General features: G+C 44.5%; 15 protein-coding genes, 2 tRNA genes and 1 rRNA gene. 15 read left to right on the top strand and 3 right to left on the bottom strand.

All coding sequences use genetic code 11. The annotated features are described in order from the left end of the window. The first annotated feature begins 288 nt into the window (after positions 1-288). The 3 genes from rpsF (at position 289) to rplI (ending at position 1657) form a co-directional block, all read left to right on the top strand. Positions 289-657, top strand: a complete 369-nt coding sequence (gene rpsF / locus VIB_RS11795; protein WP_004396135.1) for a 30S ribosomal protein S6 — start codon at positions 289-291, stop codon at positions 655-657. Positions 658-946: 289 nt separating this feature from the next. Beyond that, on the top strand, positions 947-1174 hold the full coding sequence (gene rpsR, locus VIB_RS11790; protein ID WP_000090472.1) for a 30S ribosomal protein S18: 228 nt from the start codon (positions 947-949) through the stop codon (positions 1172-1174). Between the two features lie 33 nt (positions 1175-1207). After that, positions 1208-1657 (top strand): 50S ribosomal protein L9, encoded by a 450-nt coding sequence (gene rplI, locus VIB_RS11785; protein WP_004396134.1) that lies wholly within the window; start codon positions 1208-1210, stop codon positions 1655-1657. Between the two features lie 118 nt (positions 1658-1775). On the opposite strand, the gene VIB_RS11780 is transcribed toward rplI, so the two are convergent. Beyond that, complete coding sequence (locus VIB_RS11780) at positions 1776-2540, bottom strand: DUF481 domain-containing protein (RefSeq protein WP_004396133.1); 765 nt, start codon at positions 2538-2540, stop codon at positions 1776-1778. A gap of 173 nt (positions 2541-2713) precedes the next feature. Between VIB_RS11780 and VIB_RS11775 the strand changes: the two genes are divergently transcribed. The 3 genes from VIB_RS11775 to pgi all read left to right on the top strand — a co-directional run bounded on the left by VIB_RS11775 (position 2714) and on the right by pgi (position 7093). Further along, positions 2714-4120 (top strand): replicative DNA helicase, encoded by a 1407-nt coding sequence (locus tag VIB_RS11775; RefSeq protein WP_004396132.1) that lies wholly within the window; start codon positions 2714-2716, stop codon positions 4118-4120. A 4-nt stretch (positions 4121-4124) separates the two neighbouring features. Further along, entirely contained in the window at positions 4125-5222 is a 1098-nt protein-coding gene (gene alr, locus VIB_RS11770; protein WP_004396131.1) for an alanine racemase, read from the top strand. A 218-nt stretch (positions 5223-5440) separates the two neighbouring features. Next, positions 5441-7093 (top strand): glucose-6-phosphate isomerase, encoded by a 1653-nt coding sequence (gene pgi / locus VIB_RS11765; protein ID WP_004396130.1) that lies wholly within the window; start codon positions 5441-5443, stop codon positions 7091-7093. A 142-nt stretch (positions 7094-7235) separates the two neighbouring features. Here the strand turns inward: pgi and VIB_RS11760 are convergent, their stop codons facing one another. Continuing rightward, positions 7236-7697: a chemotaxis protein CheX gene (locus VIB_RS11760; RefSeq protein ID WP_004396129.1), complete on the bottom strand. Its 462-nt coding sequence runs from the start codon at positions 7695-7697 to the stop codon at positions 7236-7238. 16 nt (positions 7698-7713) lie between these two features. After that, entirely contained in the window at positions 7714-8172 is a 459-nt protein-coding gene (gene zur, locus VIB_RS11755) for a zinc uptake transcriptional repressor Zur (RefSeq protein ID WP_040904941.1), read from the bottom strand. A gap of 623 nt (positions 8173-8795) precedes the next feature. Here zur and dusA point away from each other — a divergent pair. From dusA to VIB_RS11710, 9 genes are all read left to right on the top strand, one after another. After that, the gene (dusA, locus tag VIB_RS11750) at positions 8796-9803 is read left to right on the top strand and encodes a tRNA dihydrouridine(20/20a) synthase DusA (RefSeq protein ID WP_004396128.1); all 1008 of its coding nucleotides are present in this window, start codon (positions 8796-8798) and stop codon (positions 9801-9803) included. A gap of 75 nt (positions 9804-9878) precedes the next feature. Beyond that, positions 9879-10541, top strand: a complete 663-nt coding sequence (locus tag VIB_RS11745) for a TIGR04219 family outer membrane beta-barrel protein (RefSeq protein WP_004396127.1) — start codon at positions 9879-9881, stop codon at positions 10539-10541. Positions 10542-10652: 111 nt separating this feature from the next. Then, positions 10653-10889: a hypothetical protein gene (locus VIB_RS11740; RefSeq protein WP_040904939.1), complete on the top strand. Its 237-nt coding sequence runs from the start codon at positions 10653-10655 to the stop codon at positions 10887-10889. Between the two features lie 90 nt (positions 10890-10979). Next, complete coding sequence (locus tag VIB_RS11735; protein WP_040904718.1) at positions 10980-12830, top strand: assimilatory sulfite reductase (NADPH) flavoprotein subunit; 1851 nt, start codon at positions 10980-10982, stop codon at positions 12828-12830. Continuing rightward, on the top strand, positions 12830-14566 hold the full coding sequence (cysI, locus tag VIB_RS11730) for an assimilatory sulfite reductase (NADPH) hemoprotein subunit (RefSeq protein WP_004396124.1): 1737 nt from the start codon (positions 12830-12832) through the stop codon (positions 14564-14566). The genes VIB_RS11735 and cysI overlap by 1 nt, the downstream gene beginning before the upstream one ends. Beyond that, a complete protein-coding gene (locus VIB_RS11725; RefSeq protein WP_004396123.1) occupies positions 14559-15335 on the top strand; it encodes a phosphoadenylyl-sulfate reductase in 777 nt (258 codons plus the stop codon). The genes cysI and VIB_RS11725 overlap by 8 nt, the downstream gene beginning before the upstream one ends. Positions 15336-15884: 549 nt before the next feature. Then, a 16S ribosomal RNA gene (locus VIB_RS11720) occupies positions 15885-17444 on the top strand. A gap of 64 nt (positions 17445-17508) precedes the next feature. Further along, positions 17509-17585: transfer RNA gene (locus VIB_RS11715), tRNA-Ile, on the top strand. A 9-nt stretch (positions 17586-17594) separates the two neighbouring features. Continuing rightward, positions 17595-17670, top strand: a tRNA-Ala gene (locus VIB_RS11710). Positions 17671-17948 lie beyond the last annotated feature (278 nt).

Below are 17948 nucleotides of genomic sequence, written 5' to 3'. Positions count from 1 at the left end.
TTCGATAATCTTTTGTTATCACTATTAAAAGGGAAGCGTTGGCTTCCCTTTTTTATTGCCTGTAAATCTGTTTTTTTTCAGTCTTTTTCTTTTCGCATTATTTTCATCTTTCAGTTCAGAGGGCCTGCCTATCTTTAGCCTGAGACAAGTATATTTCACTTGCTAAACTACTAGCCATTCTGTACTATTCTCGCTCCTTAATTCTCGGTCAATTTTCATTCGTTCCTTGCTTCCTTTGGATGACCGGGCCAAATCTGGAAGCTGAATAATCCGTAAGGAGCAAAATCAATGCGTCATTACGAAATCGTATTCATGGTGCACCCTGATCAAAGCGAGCAAGTTGCTGGCATGATCGAGCGTTACACTGGTTCAATCACTGAAGCTGGCGGTACAGTTCACCGTCTAGAAGATTGGGGCCGCCGTCAAATGGCTTACCCAATTAACAAGCTTCACAAAGCTCACTACGTTCTAATGAACGTTGAAGCTGACCAAGCTGTGATTGATGAGTTAGAAACTGCATTCCGTTTTAACGATGCTGTTCTACGTAACATGATCATGCGTACTAAAGCTGCTATCACTGAACCTTCAATCATGCTTAAAGCTCGTGACGAGCGTTCTAAGCGTGAAGAAGTGAAATTTGAAGCAGACGCTGAGTAATTTCAGATGACCGTCTGAGTCAACGTTCTTGATCATTAAAGAAGGTTGAATCAAGCTAACTCTTATTATTAATCGTGGTCTTCCTCTTTTAGTGATAAGTCATGTTGGGTTAAGTGAATTTCAGTTTCTTAACTTAGGATGTAGGCAACGGTCAAACGCATTCACTCATCTTTTAGTATTAGGCGGTATTGCTATAGAGAATGATTCATTCTCTAGTCGAAACAAAGTGTTCGTTATAGCCATACTTAACGTCTACAACATTTTTCAAATTTAGATCAGGAGATAGCCCATGGCTCGTTTCTTCCGCCGTCGTAAATTCTGCCGTTTTACAGCAGAAGGCGTTCAAGAGATTGATTACAAAGATGTAGCGACTCTTAAGAATTACATCACTGAAGCTGGTAAAATTGTACCTAGCCGCATCACTGGCACAAGTGCTAAGTATCAGCGTCAGCTAGCTCGTGCAATCAAACGCTCTCGCTACCTAGCTCTACTGCCATATACTGACAAGCATCAGTAATCGGCACCGTTTATTAAGAAAGAGGATTAAGTAATGCAAGTTATTCTACTTGATAAAATCGGTAACCTAGGCAGCCTTGGCGATGCAGTTAATGTTAAATCTGGTTACGCTCGTAACTTCCTTATCCCACAAGGTAAGGCTGTAATGGCAACCAAATCTAACGTTGAGATGTTTGAAACTCGTCGCGCTGAACTTGAAGCAAAAGTTGCTGAGCAACTTACTGCTGCACAAGCTCGTGCTGACCAAGTTAATGCACTAGAAGCAGTTGTTATTGCTTCTAAAGCTGGTGATGAAGGCAAACTGTTCGGTTCTATCGGGACTCGTGACATCGCTGATGCAGTAACTGCAGCCGGTGTTAAGCTTGAGAAAAGCGAAGTTCGTCTACCTGAAGGTGCTCTACGTACTACAGGTGAATTCGAAGTTAGCGTTCAACTTCATTCAGAAGTTTTCGCTACAGTGAAATTACAAGTTGTTGCTGAATAATTTCAGTTTCTAGACTCGTTTAAACACCAGCTTAGGCTGGTGTTTTTTTATGTCCAATTTATGACGTTTAGCGATGAAAATGATCAGTTTGGCGAGGTGGGATACTGAGTGTTGATGCTTAGAATAAGAAAATTAAACTTACCGATAGCACGCTATCGGCTTTACTTAAACCGGTAGGTACTCGGTTATGGTATTGACGTGATTGACTCACTTTAAGAGCAATATCATCGGTAATATTGTTGATAATGCTGATATCACTGTCAAAACGAGTGTTACTTTCGCCGCCAACCAAGGTTAGATCGGTGAGTAATTTAAAATTGCTCAGTGCTTGCCATTCAACTTTAAGGTTACCACGATAAATCGGCTCTTTGACTAAGTGTGGGAAGACGACATCGCCACTGCTAATTTTATCCAAATTCGGCTCTTGATAGCGGTAGCCCGGTCCGACTTCGAGTTCAATCAGTAAATCGTCGGTATGAGTAAACTGATAGCCAAGCCCACCAGACCAAGTGTAATCTGAAAAGTAGGCGCTATAGCGTGAATCAGACCCTCTAAAACTACCATATAAGTAGGTTTTAGGGCCGAGCTTATAGTCGCTTTGTACGCTGTAGCTGGATTGTCGTTTATTCTCTTTACCATTTTTATCTAATTTATAAAAACGCCACTCACCGTTGGTTCGATGACGACCACGGGTATATTCTCCTTTAACACGAGTATTAAGGGCTTCTGAGTCTGTGTTACCAGAGTGCGCTTGATAGCCAAATTCGATTTGACTTTGCCAAGGTGAGGGTGCGTTAATGTCCTTACTGCGATTTGTCTGTTTGTTGGCGTGGACATGGAAACTTGTCAACAGAGCCAGACTTAGAAGCCAAGTTTTGGACACATGAAACCTCTCTCAAAGAATAGAATCGCTGAATAATAAGCATCAGTTTTTGAAATTGGGTCATATTAAGGTTAATTCTATCTAAGTCATAGACAAACTTTTCGATGCCTAATTACAAATGTTCTATTCTCGCTATAATGAGCGGTTATTAAAAAGAGTGACTGAGTGAAGTGATGGCTGATCCCCGAACAGATAACCGAAATCGTAAACCTGCCGATGCACAAGTTGAAGCAATGAAAACTCCTCCTCATTCATTAGAGGCTGAGCAGTCCGTTATTGGCGGTCTATTGCTAGATAATCAACGTTGGGACACAGTCTCTGAACGTGTGATTGCTCAAGACTTTTATAGTCGACCTCATCGGTTAATCTTTGAAGCAGTAAAGAGCCTACTTGAATCTGGGCAACCGCTGGACTTAATTACCCTTTCCGAATATCTCGAGTTGCGCGAACAGTTAGAAGATGTTGGCGGCTTTGCCTATTTGGCTGATCTGGTTAAAAATACGCCAAGTGCTGCTAATATTAATGCTTACGCGGATATTGTTGCGGAGCGTGCCTTGGTGCGTAACTTGATTGGTGTTGCGAACGAAATCGCTGACGCAGGTTATGACCCTCAAGGGCGCAGCTCGGAAGATTTACTCGATTTAGCCGAAAGCAAGGTATTTGCGATTGCAGAGGCGCGTAGTAGCGAAAACGAAGGGCCACAAAACGTTGATACGATTTTAGAAAAAACCTTAGAGCGTATCGAGTTATTGTATAAGACTCCACAAGATGGCGTCACCGGCGTCAACACTGGATTCACTGATCTCAATAAAAAAACGGCGGGGTTACAAGGTTCAGATTTAATTATTGTTGCCGCTCGCCCTTCGATGGGAAAAACGACCTTTGCCATGAACCTGTGTGAAAACGCAGCGATGCAACAAGATAAACCAGTATTGATATTCTCACTCGAGATGCCAGCAGAACAAATCATGATGCGTATGCTGGCGTCGCTCTCGCGGGTAGATCAAACCAAGATCCGAACCGGTCAACTCGATGATGAAGATTGGGCGCGTATTTCTTCGACCATGGGGATGCTGATGGAGAAGAAAAACATGTTTATCGACGACAGCTCGGCGTTGACTCCCACAGAGGTGCGTTCACGTGCGCGTCGTATTGCTCGTGAGCATGGTGGGCTATCTTTAATCATGGTCGACTATTTGCAGCTGATGCGGGTTCCTTCTCAATCCGATAACCGTACTTTAGAAATTGCCGAAATTTCTCGTTCATTAAAAGCCTTAGCCAAAGAGCTCAATGTCCCTGTAGTGGCGCTTTCACAGTTAAACCGCTCGTTGGAGCAACGTGCGGATAAGCGGCCAGTCAACTCCGATTTGCGTGAATCAGGCTCTATTGAACAAGATGCCGATTTGATCATGTTTATTTACCGTGATGAAGTCTATCACCCGGATAGTCCAATGAAAGGCATTGCGGAAATCATTATCGGTAAGCAACGGAATGGTCCGATAGGCTCGGTACGCTTGACCTTTCAAGGTCAATATTCTCGTTTTGACAACTACGCAGGCCCAGCGTTTGATGATGAATAATAGTATGAACTACATGAAAGCCGCTAAAGCGAGTATTGATCTGCAAGCGTTGCAGTATAACTTACAAAGAATTAAGCAGCAGGCTCCTAGTAGTAAAGTCATGGCGGTCGTTAAGGCTAATGGTTATGGTCATGGTTCTTGTCAGGTTGCTCGCTACGCTCAAGATGCTGATGCTTTTGGTGTTGCTCGAATTCAAGAAGCCCTGCAACTCAGAGCGAATGGCATTGTTAAGCCAATACTCCTCTTAGAAGGTTTTTATTCTGCTGGCGATCTCCCGGTTTTAATGACCAACAATATCCAAACAGTCGTGCACTGTGAAGAGCAGCTACAAGCTTTAGAGCGTGCACAATTAGACACGCCAGTATCGGTATGGTTAAAAATCGACAGTGGGATGCATCGTCTTGGTGTGCGTCCTGAGCAGCACGCTGAGTTTGTTGAGCGTTTACATCGCTGCCCAAATGTGGCTAAACCTCTACGTTATATGAGCCATTTTGGCTGTGCTGATGAACTGAATAGCCCGATCACGCGCCAACAAATTGAGCTGTTTTTATCGTTGACCGAGGGGTGTAAAGGCGAGCGCTCATTGGCTGCATCGGCTGGATTATTAGCATGGCCGGAAAGTCAGCTAGACTGGGTAAGACCAGGAATCATTCTTTATGGTGTTTCTCCTTTTGCCCATCAGGACGCCCAGGCGATGGGATACCGTCCAGTAATGACCTTAACGGCACCTCTGATTGCTGTTCGAGAGGTGAAGGCCGGAGAGAGCATCGGTTATGGCGCCTTATGGACCGCTCAACGAGAGACTAAAATCGGTGTCATTGCGATTGGTTATGGTGATGGTTATCCACGTACTGCCCCGAATGGTACGCCAGTGTTAGTCAATGGTCGTATTGTGCCAATGGCAGGGCGAGTTTCTATGGATATGCTGACGGTTGATTTAGGCCCAGAGTCCCAGGATAACGTCGGTGATGAAGCCATTCTGTGGGGGCAAGACCTTCCAGTTGAGCGAGTGGCTGAACATATCGGTACCGTGGGTTATGAACTCGTGACCAAACTGACCTCTCGAGTAGAGATGCATTATCTCACCGGAGAAATAGGCTAAACAAGTCAGTGATTAAACAAGTTGAGCCTCCGATGTGGGTTTCACTGACTTATCTCAAAGTCGCGCGACGATGGCTCAGCGATAATGAGTTTATTGAGCAGTGGTTCTGCTTTATCGAACGATGATGATTTTCTTTTTTTGCATTAACAGGGATTCCAACCTAGCTAATAGGCAAGGTAATAAGGAATAAAACCTACCGTAACATTGGGATAGAGAATATGTTGAAAAACATTAATCCAACGCAAACCAACGCTTGGAAAGCACTAACCGCGCATTTTGAATCTGCGCAAGACATGGATTTAACCACTCTGTTCGCTGAGGATAACCAGCGTTTTAGTCATTACTCGGCGCGTTTTGGTCAAGATATTCTGGTTGATTATTCGAAGAATTTAATCAATCAAGAGACCATGCAACACCTGTTTGCTTTAGCCAAAGAGACTCATCTCGAAGATGCAATTCAAGCAATGTTTAACGGTGAGGCGATTAACCAAACTGAAGGTCGCGCCGTCTTACATACTGCACTACGTAATCGCAGTAATGCCCCAGTAATGGTCGATGGCCAAGATGTGATGCCAGCCGTTAATGCCGTATTAGAAAAGATGCGTGTATTTTCAGAGCGCGTGATCAAGGGTGAATGGAAAGGTTTTACCGGTAAAGCGATTACCGATGTAGTGAATATTGGTATTGGTGGTTCAGATTTAGGTCCCTATATGGTGACTGAAGCGCTCGCACCGTATAAAAATCATCTGACCATGCACTTTGTATCCAACGTCGATGGTACTCATATTGCTGAGACATTGAAGAAAGTGGATCCGGAAACCACGCTGTTCTTAGTGGCGTCGAAAACGTTCACCACGCAAGAAACCATGACTAACGCTCACTCTGCGCGTGATTGGTTTTTAAACGTAGCGGGCGATCAAGCGCATGTGGCGAAGCACTTTGCTGCGCTGTCGACCAACGGTCAGGCGGTGACTGAGTTTGGTATTGATACCGAAAATATGTTTGAGTTCTGGGATTGGGTTGGTGGCCGTTATTCTCTTTGGTCAGCCATCGGTTTATCGATCATCTTATCAATTGGTTACGATAACTTTATTGAGTTGCTGGCTGGGGCTCACGAGATGGATCAGCATTTTGTTGATACACCGTTTGAGCGTAATATTCCGGTGATCCTTGCTCTGATTGGTATTTGGTATAACAACTTCCATGGCGCTGAATCAGAAGCGATTTTACCTTACGATCAATACATGCATCGTTTTGCGGCTTATTTCCAACAAGGGAATATGGAATCGAACGGTAAATACGTTGATCGTAATGGTCAGGCTGTGACTTATCAAACAGGGCCGATCATTTGGGGGGAGCCAGGTACCAATGGTCAGCATGCGTTTTATCAGTTGATCCATCAAGGCACCAAGCTGATCCCTTGTGATTTTATTGCGCCGGCATTGACTCATAATGCAGTCAGCGATCATCATCAAAAATTGATGTCGAACTTTTTTGCGCAAACCGAAGCGCTTGCATTTGGTAAATCTGCCGATGTAGTGAAAGCTGAATTGCTTAAAGCGGGTAAATCGGCTGCGGAAATTGAAGCGTTAGTCCCCTTTAAAGTTTTTGAAGGTAACCGTCCAACTAACTCGATTTTAGTTAAACAGATCACGCCACGAACCTTAGGCAATTTGATTGCGATGTATGAGCATAAGATTTTTGTGCAAGGTGTGATTTGGAATATCTTCTCGTTTGATCAATGGGGCGTAGAGTTAGGTAAGCAATTAGCGAATCAGATTCTTCCTGAGTTGGCGGATGGTCAAGACGTTATCTCTCATGACAGTTCAACCAATGGTTTGATCAATGCGTTTAAAGCCTTTCGGGGTTAGTAGCACGCTAAGTAGGCTGGCTTTTCACCGATCTTGAACCAGATTCTTCGTCGATAAGTCTGCTACTACGAATACACAAAAGGGTTGATGCGAAACATCAACCCTTTTCTTTGCTAGATAAGTAAAAGCTATATACTTTGATTTACTCGAAACAGATCTCAATAAAGGCATTTCCCCACTGAGAGGAGAACGGCATGATGATGATCGAACCTTCGCATTTGTGTCGTATTGTATGACCTTTGCCCGATACCACCACTGGGGTCGCTAAATCAAAATCAAAACCACTTTCGGCTAAGATGCGTTTTGCTCCACCCGTTACCATGTTGGTGATTTCACCGACCATATCCGTGACTTCTTCATTTAAGCCATTCGGTCGTTCGCCCAACATGTTTTCCATGATTTGTAACGCTAAAGCCTCATCAAAGGTAATCGACATGGAACCGCGTGTTTGAGGCCCGATCATACCGATAAGACCGGATACATCGCCACGAGCAATTTCATCTTTTTTGAGGCGAGGCTTTTGGGGCTTCAGTTCTAATGAAGCCATCGTTTTTAGTACATTTAGCAAAGACGCTAAGAACGGATTGACAAATTCAGCGCGCATAACTCTCTTCTATAGTCTAATTCTTTGTTTCTGAAGAACAGGATTGGCAAATACCATGAGATTCAATGACATGGTTAGTAATTGTAAATCCGTGTTGCTCCGCGTTGTTCGCCAGCATTGTTATCAGATTATCATTTTGTAACTCCACAACGTTACCGCATTGGTCACAAATTAACAGCTGAGAAAAGTGCTTATGGGCATTACAAGAGCAGCAAGAGATAAAGCTATTCGTTGACTCTACACGATGAATAAAGCCTTGTTCTAACAGAAAATCTAAGGCTCGATACACCGTCGGTGGTTTTGCTTGTGGCTCACTGACTTTTAAATCTTCAAGCAAATCGTAGGCGCTGGATGCTTTTTGACTGGCGCAGATAAGTTCAAAAACGCGCTTACGTTGTGAAGTTAGACGAACGCCCCTTGCTGCACATATTTCTTCAATTTGTTGGCTAAGCTTCTTGTCCAAATCTATCACCATCATTGCTGGACTCTAGTAATCATATACTATTTCAAGATAAATATCGTTTTGAACATCAATAAATCATTAGTGATTGATTGACTATGAACGATATTGTCATAAATAGTGCCTAACTTACCTCATCTTGCGATAAAACGATACAGTGAAGAAAATCGGCGATTCACTTTCCTACTTAACGTTGTGATTATGATCGTAGTCCCCCTTTAATCCCCTTACCCAGCTCTCGCTGGATTAGCGGCCGCGTTTGCTGGTGTTGCTGGTAGGTACGTGGATTTCTATCTGAGTGGTTGAGCCACGCTTAGCGCGTTACTCTTGCACGGGCTTTCCCATTGAAGTGATATTGTGGGTGTACGTTTTCCATCTACCCCTCGGTGTGGTGTGATCTTGTAAACATCGAGAAAGGTCATCGTCCAGCGCTTTGATGAGTTTTTGCTACATGAGCTCGACACTTGTGTATAATCTGCAAATTATTTTTCATAACAGCCTGTCTGGTTAAATTCGTATTATCGTTTTAGCTAAGCTGCGCTTATTGCGGAATACGGGCTAACTTTTGTTACTCTTATCGTATAAAAGTTAGCCTAAGCTTTTGGCTTACATGACCGCCTCTCAACCAAACGTAAACTATGACTATTTCTACTGACACTGATAAATTTAAAGCTCATCGTCTTTCTGTGGCCCCTATGCTCGATTGGACGGATAGACATTGTCGCTATTTTCATCGTCTCCTCACTTCGCAAACCTTGTTGTATACCGAAATGGTGACCACAGGAGCGATCATTCACGGTAAGGGCGATTTTCTTACTTATAACCAAGAAGAGCATCCAGTCTCGTTGCAGCTCGGTGGCTCGAATCCTACGGATTTAGCCCATTGTGCCAAGTTAGCTCAAGATCGTGGTTATGATGAGATTAATCTAAATGTCGGCTGCCCTTCTGATCGGGTACAAAATGGTAAGTTTGGCGCCTGTTTAATGGCTGAGCCGCAATTGGTTGCCGATTGCGTTGCTGCGATGCGTGAGGTGGTGGATATTCCAGTAACCGTCAAAACCCGTATTGGGATTGATGATCAAGACTCTTATGAGTTCTTAACCCGCTTTGTGCAGTTAGTCTCGGAACAAGGCGGATGTGAGCAATTCACTATTCATGCTCGTAAGGCTTGGTTAAGTGGTTTAAGCCCGAAAGAAAACCGTGAAATACCGCCTCTCGATTATCCACGTGCTTATCAGCTCAAGCAGGATTTTCCTCACTTGACTATTGCGATTAATGGTGGAGTCAAATCGCTGACCGAAGTGTTAGATCATTTACAACATCTTGATGGGGTAATGGTTGGACGTGAAGCTTATCAAAATCCTTATTTACTCGCGGAAGCGGATCAACAGATTTTTGGTCTTGATAAGCCTATTAAAAAGCGCTCACAAGTGGTTCAAGAGATGTACCCTTATATTGAACAGCAACTGACTCAAGGTGCTTATCTTGGGCATATTACTCGACATATGTTAGGGCTTTTCCAAAGCATGCCAGGAGCGCGCCAGTGGCGACGTTATATTAGTGAAAATGCCCATAAGCCGGGATCGGGTGTTGAGGTTGTTGAAACCGCGTTGGCGAAAATTCCTTATCAAGAATTAAATGTGTAATCGCTTGGCGTAGTTGACGAACGCACAAATGCCATCGTCACCATTCAATGGAAGCAATTAGGAGAAGAGAGCATCATGAATCGAATCAAAACCATCTTGTGTGGCGTAGCGGTGTGCGTTTCAAGTTCGGCGTTAGCGGAAGAGGCAGCGTATGGTGTGAAAGTAGGCGCTGAAATGTGGTGGGGAAAAACGAAGATTGATAACGTGCGTTATGATACCGCTCAGGTACCCGTGATCTCGTTTGCAGTGGAGCATTCATTCGATTATTGGCCGAACATGAGTTTTCGTTATAGCCATGTTGATGCACAGACGGTGGTCTTTGATAAGTACGATTACACCTTGTATTACCGGTTACTTGACAGGCAATCGTTGCGTTTTAATACAGGGGTGATGCTCAGTCAATATCGCTCTACGGACTATCGAGCGCCAGATAATCAGCACTATGATTTTAATGATTTGACCTTCAATTGGTTTGGATATGCAGAGTTAAGTATCCCGAATTCAAATGTTGATATCATTGGTCAAATTGATTTTGGTGAGAGTAAAGGCATTAAAAGCGCAGATATGACGGCTGGTATTCAGTATGTCATCGATAACCCAACTTACCCATTGAGTTTAAAAGCTGGCTATCGTGTGATTGATTTGGAGTTTACCAATTTAGCAACCCAATCACCACAAACTAGCGAATCATTGGTGTTTGTCGATGGCTGGTTTATTGGTGCTGAAATGCGTTTTTGATGGTTGACTACTTCGCGATGGATTAGCTGAAAATTTGCGCTGCTTACTCGCAATTTGCTCGAAATAAACCATGCTTAATCTAATGGATGAGCAATGGAAGCGAGATTAGCCATGACAATCACGGAACTAAGAAATCTGTATCGGGAGCAAATGCTGATTGAAGCCATTATTGAACCCTCATCGGCGGAAGGAACATGGATTGTTGAATTTCGTCACCAACGAGGTGGTTTTGTGCCGCTCACCGATGCTAGCGGTGAAGAGTGCCATTACACGGATTTAGATAGTGCCTCAAAATCTGCTATGGCGGTTGGTTTTAAGCAGGTCAGAATCGAAAGTCGCTTTGATTGAGTGGTGATTTTCTTACTTCCAAAAAGTTATAAAACATTCTCTTCTATTCTTTCTTGTTATTAAAGAGAGTGGTTAATCTATCGTCACGCAATGAATAAGGACGTCGTGACAATGTCTTCAGGAAATACCTTACCACAAGAATTGGCATCGTTAGCCAGCCCAATCAACGACTCTCAGCTTTCACAACTCCAGCAAACTGCAACGGAACTATCGCCGCATCAATTGGCTTGGTTGAGTGGTTATTTCTGGGGGTTAAGTCAAGCGCCGGCTAATCGTGTTGGTGCTGCGGTGTCTCAAGCTTTATCAGTAACTTCAACACCACAGGGTCAATTAACCATTATTTTTGCTTCGCAAACCGGTAATGCCAAAGGGGTTGCGCAGCAGCTTCAACGCGAAGCACAAGCGTTAGGTATTAAGGTGCAGTTATTTGATGCCAGCGATTACAAAGGCAAAGATCTGGCGAAAGAAACGCATGTGATCATCGTTGCTTCAACCAATGGTGAAGGTGAAGCGCCTGATAACGCCCTTGTCTTGCATGAGTTTTTGCAATCTAAAAAAGCACCTAAATTACCGCACTTAAAATACGGCGTGATTGGCTTAGGAGACTCGAGCTACGAATTTTTCTGTCAAACGGGCAAAGATTTTGACCTGTTTTTGGAAAAATTAGGTGCGCAGCGTTTTATTGAACGCATCGATTGTGATGTCGATTACGCGCAACCCGTGGCTGATTGGCAGGCGAAAGCGTTGCAAGTAGTGCAACAAGCTCTATCTTCTCAGCAAGGGCAGGTTGTACAGCTACCGCTTAGTCAAGTCGATGCCAAGCAAGCGATCTATTCAAAACAGAAACCTTATCTAGCGACGTTGCTGACTAGCCAAAAAATTACTGGTCGTGACTCCGGAAAAGAGGTTCGACACATCGAAATTGATTTAACCGATTCAGAATTAACCTATCAACCTGGTGATGCGCTGGGTGTCTGGTATGAGAATAATCCTCAATTAGTACAACAGATCTTAACGCTGGTGGGCTTAACAGGAGATGAACAGGTTGACGTCGACGGTACGGCATACACAATTCATGATGCATTAATTAAGCATTATGAGATCACTACGTCTAATCCTCTGTTTATCAGTCAGTTTGCCGAGTTGTCAGCCAGTAAAAAGCTGCAAAAACTGGCCGTAGATAAAGACAAACTTCGTGAGTATTCAGCGCGGACGCAAATTATTGATGTCTTAAAAGAGAAGAAATGCTCGTTATCGGCCGAACAACTGGTTGGTTTACTGCGCCGATTAACCCCTCGTCTGTATTCGATAGCCTCTAGTCAATCGGAAGTTGATGAAGAAGTACATCTCACCGTTGCTGTCGTTGAATATCAGGTTAATGATGAGTTGCGCCAAGGCGGCGCATCGAGCTTTATTGCTCATCAATTAGCCGAAGGCGAACAAGTAAAAGTCTTTGTTGAAGCGAATAACCATTTCAAACTCCCTGAAGATGATAATACCGCAATCATCATGATTGGTCCGGGAACCGGAATTGCGCCTTTCCGCAGCTTTATTCAAGAGCGAGATAATCGGGCTGCACCGGGTAAAAATTGGCTATTTTTTGGCGATCGAACTTTTACCCAAGATTTCCTCTATCAAGTTGAGTGGCAGAAATACCTAAAATCCGGTGTGTTAACCCGTTTGGATGTGGCATTCAGCCGAGATCAACATGAAAAAGTTTATGTACAGCATCGTTTGTTAGAACAAGCTGAGCAAGTTTGGCAGTGGATTAACCAAGGTGCTTACCTTTATGTGTGTGGCGACGCTCAGTATATGGCGAAAGATGTTCATCAAGCTTTGATCACGATTGCGATGCAGCAAGGTGGTTTAGACAAAGAGCAAGCAGAACAATTTATTAATGATTTACGTAAAGCGAAGCGTTACCAAAGGGATGTTTACTAATGAGCACGAAATCGCAAACAAGCCATCAAGAAGTATTAGGCCAAGTGTTAGGTCCATTCTCGGATAACGAACGCTTAAAACGCGAAAGCAATTTTTTACGGGGTACGATCGAGCAGGATCTGCAAGATCGTATTACCGGTGGATTTAGTGCGGATAATTTTCAGCTGATCCGTTTTCACGGTATGTATCAACAAGATGATCGTGATATTCGTAATGAACGAACCAAGCAAAAATTAGAGCCTCTACATAATGTTATGCTGCGAGCTCGTATGCCGGGGGGAATTATTACTCCTCAGCAGTGGTTAGCGATAGATAAGTTTGCTAGTGAGCACTCTCTTTATGGCAGCATTCGTTTAACTACGCGGCAGACCTTTCAGTTTCATGGCGTGTTAAAGCCCAATATTAAGTTGATGCACCAAACGCTGAATAGTATCGGAATTGATTCGATTGCTACGGCTGGTGATGTGAACCGCAATGTGTTGTGTACTTCAAACCCTGTTGAGTCTGAATTGCATCAAGAAGCTTATCAGTGGGCGAAAAAAATCAGTGAGCATCTGTTACCGAAAACTCGTGCTTACGCTGAAATCTGGTTGGACGGTGAAAAAGTAGAAACCACAGAAGATGATGAGCCAATTTTAGGTCAGCACTATCTACCACGTAAGTTTAAAACGACAGTGGTGATCCCGCCGCAAAATGATGTCGATGTACATGCCAACGATCTGAATTTCGTTGCAATTGCCGAGCTGGGAAAATTAGTTGGTTTCAATGTGCTGGTGGGCGGCGGTTTGGCGATGACGCATGGTGATACGTCGACTTATCCACGCCGTGCCGACGATTTTGGTTTCATACCTTTAGATAAAACCCTAGATGTCGCTGCCGCTGTGGTTACGACTCAGCGTGACTGGGGCAACCGTTCTAATCGTAAAAATGCCAAAACCAAATACACCTTAGACAGAGTCGGTGTAGAGGTATTTAAAGCGGAAGTCGAACAGCGTGCTGGTATCCAATTTGCGCCAAGTCGTCCCTATCAATTTACCGATCGTGGCGATCGGATCGGTTGGATAGAAGGTATTGACGGTAAGCACCACCTAACGCTGTTTATTGAAAATGGCCGTTTATTGGATTTCCCTGACAAGCCTCTGAAAACCGGTGTTGCTGAGATAGCGAAGATCCATCAAGGCGATTTTCGTATGACAGCCAATCAAAACTTGATCGTTGCTGGCGTTGCAGTGGAAGATAAAGCAGAGATTGAACAGATCGCTCGGCTACATGGTTTAATCAATGATCAGGTTAGCGAGCAGCGTAAGAATTCGATGGCCTGTGTGTCATTCCCAACCTGTCCATTGGCGATGGCCGAAGCTGAGCGTTTTCTGCCTCAGTTTGTCACCGATATCGAGAATCTCCTGAGCAAGCATGGCTTACCAAAAGAAGACAATATTATCTTGCGTGTTACAGGATGCCCGAATGGCTGTGGGCGGGCGATGCTTGCCGAAGTCGGCTTAGTTGGCAAAGCGCCGGGGCGTTACAATCTTCATTTAGGGGGCAATCGAGCGGGAACGCGCATCCCTAAAATGTATAAAGAGAACATCACTGACCAACAGATTTTACAAGAGCTTGATGTATTGATTGATCGCTGGGCACATGAGCGAAATGCTGATGAAGGATTTGGTGATTTCACCATTCGTGTTGGGATAATAGAAGAGGTGATTATTTCTAAGAGGGATTTTTATGCCTAAGCATCCTATTTTAACCCTCGAGCTTGAGCATCTATTAACATTGAGTAAGGTCGAGCAAACGCTCTACCTTGCCGAGTTAAATGGCTATCTTGAGACACTGACCGCTCAGCAGCGCGTTGCATGGGCTTTAGAGAATCTATCGGGCACTCATGTTTTATCATCGAGTTTTGGTATTCAGGCTGCTCTGATGTTACACTTGGTATCGGATATTAAGCCTGGCATTCCAGTTATTTTGACCGATACCGGCTATTTGTTCCCAGAAACCTATCAATTCATAGACCAATTAATCGAAAGCCTAAACCTGAATTTGCATGTTACTCGTGCCGAGATCACACCAGCTTGGCAAGAAGCTAAGTATGGCAAACTTTGGGAGCAGGGGATTGATGGCATCAGCCGTTATAACCAAATAAATAAAGTTGAGCCTATGCGTCGTGCTTTAAGCAACTTATCGGTCGGTACTTGGTTTTCTGGTTTACGTCGCGAGCAGTCTCAATCGAGAGCCAACTTGCCGATTCTGTCGATTCAAAATAATGTTTTTAAATTTTTACCAGTGATCGACTGGAGTAATAAAGATGTGCATTATTATTTAAAAGAAAATAACCTTCCTTACCATCCATTATGGGAGCAAGGCTATCTTTCGGTTGGTGACTGGCATACCACTCGCCAATGGAAACCAGGAATGAGTGAAGAAGAAACTCGATTTTTCGGTTTGAAAAGAGAGTGTGGCCTTCATGAAGAGGCAAAAGAAGTGAATGGTTCAGGCATATAATTAGGTTAATGTGCATAACTCTGTGGGTAACGTGTTTGTTTCGTCTTGATAAAGTGGGATAAATAAGGCTTTGGCTAAAAAAGTCCCCTTTAAGCATTATTTTGACTATTTTCGTTAAATAAAGCTTGCCAAGATTAAACGGATCTCTATAATGCGACCTCACTGACACGGCAGACGCCGCAAGGCTTCAGGCAGTGTTGGTTGAGGGAAAGCTTCTAAAAAGAAAATTTGAAAAAGTGTTTGACTCTTCAAATTAACTCGCTAGAATTCACCTCCGCTTCGAAGCTCAACGAGAGATTCGCAAGCCAGCTCTTTAACAATTTAAACCAATCAATCTGTGTGGGCACTCGTTGATGACAATCAAAATGCTTAGCAATAAGCACTTCGGTTTCAATGAACTGAGTGACCAAATTGATAGGGCTTTTCGAAGCGCTATCGGCACAGTCAATTCATTATCGTTCTGTTGGAACGATAATAGCTTTGAATTACGCTTCTATTAATAGGAGCTAGGTAATTTAGAGTCAGTATTCATTGAGCCAAAAAGAACTTAAATTGAAGAGTTTGATCATGGCTCAGATTGAACGCTGGCGGCAGGCCTAACACATGCAAGTCGAGCGGTAACAGGAAGGAAGCTTGCTTTCTTTGCTGACGAGCGGCGGACGGGTGAGTAATGCCTGGGAAATTGCCCTGATGTGGGGGATAACCATTGGAAACGATGGCTAATACCGCATGATGCCCTTGTTTATAATGAACAGGGACCAAAGAGGGGGACCTTCGGGCCTCTCGCGTCAGGATATGCCCAGGTGGGATTAGCTAGTTGGTGAGGTAATGGCTCACCAAGGCGACGATCCCTAGCTGGTCTGAGAGGATGATCAGCCACACTGGAACTGAGACACGGTCCAGACTCCTACGGGAGGCAGCAGTGGGGAATATTGCACAATGGGCGCAAGCCTGATGCAGCCATGCCGCGTGTATGAAGAAGGCCTTCGGGTTGTAAAGTACTTTCAGTCGTGAGGAAGGGGGTATCGTTAATAGCGGTATTCTTTGACGTTAGCGACAGAAGAAGCACCGGCTAACTCCGTGCCAGCAGCCGCGGTAATACGGAGGGTGCGAGCGTTAATCGGAATTACTGGGCGTAAAGCGCATGCAGGTGGTTTGTTAAGTCAGATGTGAAAGCCCGGGGCTCAACCTCGGAGTTGCATTTGAAACTGGCAGGCTAGAGTACTGTAGAGGGGGGTAGAATTTCAGGTGTAGCGGTGAAATGCGTAGAGATCTGAAGGAATACCGGTGGCGAAGGCGGCCCCCTGGACAGATACTGACACTCAGATGCGAAAGCGTGGGGAGCAAACAGGATTAGATACCCTGGTAGTCCACGCTGTAAACGATGTCTACTTGGAGGTTGTGGCCTTGAGCCGTGGCTTTCGGAGCTAACGCGTTAAGTAGACCGCCTGGGGAGTACGGTCGCAAGATTAAAACTCAAATGAATTGACGGGGGCCCGCACAAGCGGTGGAGCATGTGGTTTAATTCGATGCAACGCGAAGAACCTTACCTACTCTTGACATCTACAGGATCCTGCGGAGACGCGGGAGTGCCTTCGGGAACTGTAAGACAGGTGCTGCATGGCTGTCGTCAGCTCGTGTTGTGAAATGTTGGGTTAAGTCCCGCAACGAGCGCAACCCTTATCCTTGTTTGCCAGCGAGTAATGTCGGGAACTCCAGGGAGACTGCCGGTGATAAACCGGAGGAAGGTGGGGACGACGTCAAGTCATCATGGCCCTTACGAGTAGGGCTACACACGTGCTACAATGGCGCATACAGAGGGCGGCGAGCTAGCGATAGTGAGCGAATCCCAAAAAGTGCGTCGTAGTCCGGATTGGAGTCTGCAACTCGACTCCATGAAGTCGGAATCGCTAGTAATCGTGGATCAGAATGCCACGGTGAATACGTTCCCGGGCCTTGTACACACCGCCCGTCACACCATGGGAGTGGGCTGCAAAAGAAGCAGGTAGTTTAACCTTCGGGAGGACGCTTGCCACTTTGTGGTTCATGACTGGGGTGAAGTCGTAACAAGGTAGCGCTAGGGGAACCTGGCGCTGGATCACCTCCTTACGTAAAGATTGTGCATTGATGAGTGTTCACACAGATTGATTTGGTTTAGATAAAAGAGAATAGTGGGTCTGTAGCTCAGGTGGTTAGAGCGTTCGCCTGATAAGCGAGAGGTCGGTGGTTCGAGTCCACTCAGACCCACCACTTAACGATGGGGCTATAGCTCAGCTGGGAGAGCGCCTGCCTTGCACGCAGGAGGTCTGCGGTTCGATCCCGCATAGCTCCACCATCTTTAAGGGTTTTTAGACAGAATCTTTAGAAATGGTTTGGTTGTTTTTGTAACGACAAATCTAGCTCTTTAACAATTTGGAAAGCTGACAAAGTAACTTATCTTCATTGATGGGTTACTTGTAAAGTTCTCAATCTTTATCTTTTGATAAAGACCAAAAATACACATTCAAGTGTGCTTGGTGAAAAACATCTTCGGATGCTTTTCAAAATTGAGTCCGGCAAAATCTGTCTCGCACTCATGTAAATTAAACGCGAGACAACTTGGTCGCTTGTTTG

Origin of the sequence: Vibrio metschnikovii CIP 69.14, from assembly GCF_000176155.1 — a bacterium.
GTDB lineage: Bacteria > Pseudomonadota > Gammaproteobacteria > Enterobacterales > Vibrionaceae > Vibrio > Vibrio metschnikovii.
Note: the sequence above shows the minus strand (reverse complement) of the source record. Positions and strands in the feature narration are given on the sequence as shown.

What these genes read in the sequence shown, in the direction of transcription:
- rpsF (WP_004396135.1), top strand. Translation starts at nt 289, where the DNA reads ATGCGTCATTACGAAATCGTATTCATGGTGCACCCTGATCAAAGCGAG.
- rpsR (WP_000090472.1), top strand. Translation starts at nt 947, where the DNA reads ATGGCTCGTTTCTTCCGCCGTCGTAAATTCTGCCGTTTTACAGCAGAA.
- rplI (WP_004396134.1), top strand. Translation starts at nt 1,208, where the DNA reads ATGCAAGTTATTCTACTTGATAAAATCGGTAACCTAGGCAGCCTTGGC.
- VIB_RS11775 (WP_004396132.1), top strand. Translation starts at nt 2,714, where the DNA reads ATGGCTGATCCCCGAACAGATAACCGAAATCGTAAACCTGCCGATGCA.
- alr (WP_004396131.1), top strand. Translation starts at nt 4,125, where the DNA reads ATGAACTACATGAAAGCCGCTAAAGCGAGTATTGATCTGCAAGCGTTG.
- pgi (WP_004396130.1), top strand. Translation starts at nt 5,441, where the DNA reads ATGTTGAAAAACATTAATCCAACGCAAACCAACGCTTGGAAAGCACTA.
- VIB_RS11760 (WP_004396129.1), bottom strand. Translation starts at nt 7,697, where the DNA reads ATGCGCGCTGAATTTGTCAATCCGTTCTTAGCGTCTTTGCTAAATGTA.
- zur (WP_040904941.1), bottom strand. Translation starts at nt 8,172, where the DNA reads ATGGTGATAGATTTGGACAAGAAGCTTAGCCAACAAATTGAAGAAATA.
- dusA (WP_004396128.1), top strand. Translation starts at nt 8,796, where the DNA reads ATGACTATTTCTACTGACACTGATAAATTTAAAGCTCATCGTCTTTCT.
- VIB_RS11745 (WP_004396127.1), top strand. Translation starts at nt 9,879, where the DNA reads ATGAATCGAATCAAAACCATCTTGTGTGGCGTAGCGGTGTGCGTTTCA.
- VIB_RS11740 (WP_040904939.1), top strand. Translation starts at nt 10,653, where the DNA reads ATGACAATCACGGAACTAAGAAATCTGTATCGGGAGCAAATGCTGATT.
- VIB_RS11735 (WP_040904718.1), top strand. Translation starts at nt 10,980, where the DNA reads ATGAATAAGGACGTCGTGACAATGTCTTCAGGAAATACCTTACCACAA.
- cysI (WP_004396124.1), top strand. Translation starts at nt 12,830, where the DNA reads ATGAGCACGAAATCGCAAACAAGCCATCAAGAAGTATTAGGCCAAGTG.
- VIB_RS11725 (WP_004396123.1), top strand. Translation starts at nt 14,559, where the DNA reads ATGCCTAAGCATCCTATTTTAACCCTCGAGCTTGAGCATCTATTAACA.